The following is a 4,132-nucleotide window of genomic DNA, read 5'->3' on the forward strand; positions in this document are numbered from 1 at the left end:
TGCGGCAGCGGGGCGTATGGGCTCCATGCGGAGTGCCACATGGTCGAGCACTGACCGTCCACCGCAGCGGCTGCGCTGTAGGCGGCGGATCCCTGGCTGGTCGCGGTCGCGGTGATCGCGCTCTGGGGCAGCAGGTTCAGCGGGCCGAAGGGCCCGTCGACCGGCGGGGGAGTGCCGGGGATCGCGGTCACCCGGCCGAGCGCGGGAGCCTTGATCGACGGGTGCGTGCGCAGGTAGTTCAGGAAGACCTCCTGACCCATTCTCGGCGCGCGGACCAGGTCGCCGTACTGCTCGAAGCCCGGATACCCGTACTGCGTACCGTGCAGCGGCATCACCGCGGTCGTCGCGACCCGGTAGGTCCGCCGGGGATCGAGTCGTTTGCCGTTGATGAACACCTTCGCGGGGTCGACCCGGTTCCCGATCGGCGCGCCCAGGTCGTAGCTGTAGCGGACGTTCTTGGAGACGGCCAGGGAAGACAACCGCCGGCAGCCGTAGGCGGGCGGGATCCACTGCTGTTCGAGGATCGCGTCGACGGTCGACCCCTTCAGCGACAACGTGGTGATCGGCGAGATCCCGGCCACCGGCCAGGCCTCCCCGAACAGCACCCGTCCCGGCCGGTCGTTCGGGTCGGCACCAGGCGCGTACTTCAGTCCGGCGGCGATCACGTCGACGCCGAGATCGGCAGGAACCAGCGCCAGATCGGCATCGCCGTTGCGCTTGCCTGACGCTTCGGACTGGTAGAGATCCGCGACCAGGTTTCCAGTACGGCTCTCCGCTGTGGTGGTGAAATCGAGGTCGCTATCGATCTTCGCCAGCGGCTGTGCCTGGCGGACAGTCCACCGATCCATCCAGTACTTCACGATCTTCTGGATCCCCGCGTCCGGGATCAGGTCCTTGGTTACCGCGTGGTTGGTGGCCGTGGTCGCAGCCCGGATCACGTCACCGGTCTTCGGGTCAAGCGACAACTTCACCTCGCCGAGCACGCGGCCGTGGTTCGATGCCTCCAGCACCGGTCGGGGGTTGCCGGCCGGATCGGGGAGCATGCAGTTGAACGCGGTGTGCCAGTGGCCGCCAAGGATCACATCGATGTCGGGAGACAACGTCGCTGCGGCGTCGAAGATCGGGCCGGTCGGGTTCTTGCACTCGTTGAACAGGCCGCCCTGCTGGCCGCCTTCGTGCATGCTCACCACGATCGCCTCGACACCCTTCTTCTTGAGCTCCGCGGCAGCCTTGTTCGCGGCTCCGACGAGTGCCTGGAACTCGAACCCCGATCCGCCGATGGACAGCGTCTCGTTCGGCGTACCGGGAAGGGTGAGGCCGATGAATCCGATCCGCGCGGTTCCCACCTTGGTGATCCAGTACGGCGGTAACACGGGCCGCTTCGACCGCGGATTCACGATGTTCGCCGAGTGGTACTGGTAGTCCGTGCCGTGGAACGCCTTGCCGGTCGAGTCCGTGAAGCAACTGTCGAAACCGGGTTTGCCGTAGCAGGAGCCCGACATCATCCGCTGCAGGAACGGGAACTCGCGGTCGAACTCATGGTTGCCGGCCACGTCGAAATCCATCCCGAACGCGTTCAGCACCTCGATCGTCGGTTCGTTCGCGAAGCCCTGGGTGTAGTCCGGCCAGCCGCTGAACTGGTCGCCGGACCCGATCAGCAGCGAGTTCGGCTGCCCGGCGCGGAGCTGGTCCAGGTGAGCCTTCAGATAGGCGGCACCACCGACGGCCAGGTTGCCGGACGGCCCGGCGATCGTCAGGTTCTCGGTCTCCGACAGGTACCCGTGCAGGTCGGTGAGGCTGAGCAGCTGAACCGGGATCGGGGCTGCCGTCGCCGCGACCGGCGGAGCCAACTGCAGACCAAATCCGACCATCGCCACGGCAAGTAGGGCAAGGATCCGGGATCGCGGGCGGATCGACATCGGCAGCTCCTGTCGGTGGGGACCGCCCCGCACGCTAGCGACCGAAGGGAAACACCGGACATCCCCAACATTGCTGACATCCTGCACAATCCGGCTGCCGAAACCCTTTGGCCACCTGACGCCGGGCCGCCCTACAGTCGCTGTATGACCCACGTTCTCTCCGCCGTGGCCTGGCCGTATGCGAACGGCCCCAGGCATATCGGCCATGTGTCCGGATTCGGTGTTCCGTCGGATGTGTTCAGCCGGTATCAGCGGATGATGGGTCGCCAGGTTCTGATGGTGTCGGGGACCGACGAGCACGGGACGCCGATTCTGGTGCAGGCCGAGCGGGAAGGCGTCTCCCCGAAGGAGCTCGCGGATCGCTACAACCGGGTGATCGTCGAGGATCTGCAGGGCCTCGGGCTCTCGTACGACCTGTTCACCCGGACCACCACCCGCAACCACTACGCCGTCGCGCAGGAGCTCTTCCGGACGGTCCATCGCAACGGCTACCTGGTCACGAAGACCGCGATGGGCGCGATCTCGCGGTCCACCGGCCGCACCCTCCCGGACCGCTACATCGAGGGCACCTGCCCCATCTGCGGGTACGACGCGGCGCGGGGTGACCAGTGCGACAACTGCGGCAACCAGTTGGACGCGATCGAGCTACGCAACCCACGCAGTCGGATCAACGGGGAAACCCCGGTCTTCGTCGAGACCGAGCACTTCTTCCTCGACCTGCCGGCCCTGGCGGAGGCACTCGGCTCCTGGTTGCAGACCCGCACCGGCTGGCGGCCGAACGTGCTCAAGTTCGCCACCAACCTGCTCGACGACGTCCGGCCGCGGGCGATGACGCGCGACATCGACTGGGGCATCCCGGTCCCGCTGCCCGGCTGGGAGGACAACCCGAACAAGCGGCTCTACGTCTGGTTCGACGCCGTCATCGGCTACCTGTCCGCGAGCATCGAGTGGGCCCGCCGCAGCGGCGACCCCGACGCCTGGCGCGCCTGGTGGTGCGACCCGGCCGCGCAGTCGTACTACTTCATGGGCAAGGACAACATCACCTTCCATGCCCAGATCTGGCCCGCCGAGCTCCTCGGGTACGACGGACGCGGCGCGCGAGGTGGTTCGCCGGGGAGCTACGGCACGCTGAACCTCCCGACCGAGGTGGTGAGCAGCGAGTTCCTCACCATGGAGGGCAGGAAGTTCTCCTCGTCCCGCTCGGTGGTGATCTACGTCCGCGACGTGCTCGAGCGGTACGGACCGGACGCACTGCGCTACTTCATCTCGGTGGCCGGGCCGGAGACCCAGGACACCGACTTCACCTGGTCCGAGTTCGTCCGGCGGAACAACGACGAGCTGGTCAGTACCTGGGGCAATCTGGTGAACCGCACCGCCTCGATGATCGCGAAGAACTTCGGCGCGATCCCGCCGGCGTCGGACCTGACCACCGCCGACCACGAACTGCTTGCCGCCAGCAAGAACGCCTTCGCCACGGTCGGTGCGCATCTGGACCACCAGCGGGTCAAACAGGCCATCGGCGAGGCGATGCGGACAGCCTCCGAGGCGAATCAGTACCTCTCCCAGCAGGCGCCCTGGAAGGAGCCGGATCCCCAGCGCAAGGGCACGATCCTGCACGTCGCCGCCCAGGTAGTGGCTGACAGCAACCGGTTGCTGGCCCCGTTCCTGCCGCACTCGGCGCAACGGGTCCACGAGGCACTCGGTGGGACCGGCACCTTCGTCGCCCAACCCGAGGTCCGCGAGGTGGACGATCTGGACGGGGGACCTGCCTATCCAATCATCGCGGCTCCGATCATCACGGGCGATTATGCCCAGGAAGCCACCTGGACCTCGCGACCCGTAGTACCGGGGACTCCTGTTGCGGTGCCCACGCCGATCTTCACCAAACTGGCACCGTCTGTCGTCGACGAGGAGCTGGCTCGGCTCGAGTGACGCTTTTGTCCAAGACCGGGGTACCGGGTAGCCGTACGGTCGGGGCACGGACTAGATAGGAGCTGACCATCATGGCCGACTATGTGGCCACTGCGGAGACCGAGATCAGCGAATCGCCGAAGCGGGTGTGGGCGGTGCTGACCGACCCGGCGGAGATCAAGAAGTTCATGTTCGGGGCGGACGTGCACACCGACTGGCAGCAGGGCAGTCCGATCACCTGGCAGGGCGTGTACGAGGGCAAGGAGTACGAGGACAAGGGCGAGATTCTCGAGATCGACCCT

Annotated in this window: 3 protein-coding genes; 2 read left to right on the forward strand and 1 reads right to left on the reverse strand. The window is 66.7% G+C overall.

Features of this window, described 5'->3' with window-relative positions; all coding sequences use genetic code 11:
- On the reverse strand, positions 1-1,919 hold a 1,919-nt coding region (locus VFG33_RS23680; protein ID WP_325055130.1), incomplete at its 3' end, for a bifunctional metallophosphatase/5'-nucleotidase.
- Positions 1,920-2,063: 144 nt separating this feature from the next.
- Here VFG33_RS23680 and metG point away from each other — a divergent pair.
- Complete coding sequence (metG, locus tag VFG33_RS23685) at positions 2,064-3,851, forward strand: methionine--tRNA ligase (protein ID WP_325055131.1); 1,788 nt, start codon at positions 2,064-2,066, stop codon at positions 3,849-3,851.
- Positions 3,852-3,922: 71 nt separating this feature from the next.
- Positions 3,923-4,132: SRPBCC domain-containing protein (locus tag VFG33_RS23690; protein ID WP_325055132.1), on the forward strand; the 210-nt coding region annotated here is incomplete at its 3' end.

Source organism: Kribbella sp. (assembly GCF_035687465.1).
GTDB lineage: Bacteria > Actinomycetota > Actinomycetes > Propionibacteriales > Kribbellaceae > Kribbella.

Excerpts from the sequence above, each read along its gene's own strand:
- metG (WP_325055131.1), top strand. The coding sequence starts at position 2,064 with ATGACCCACGTTCTCTCCGCCGTGGCCTGGCCGTATGCGAACGGCCCC.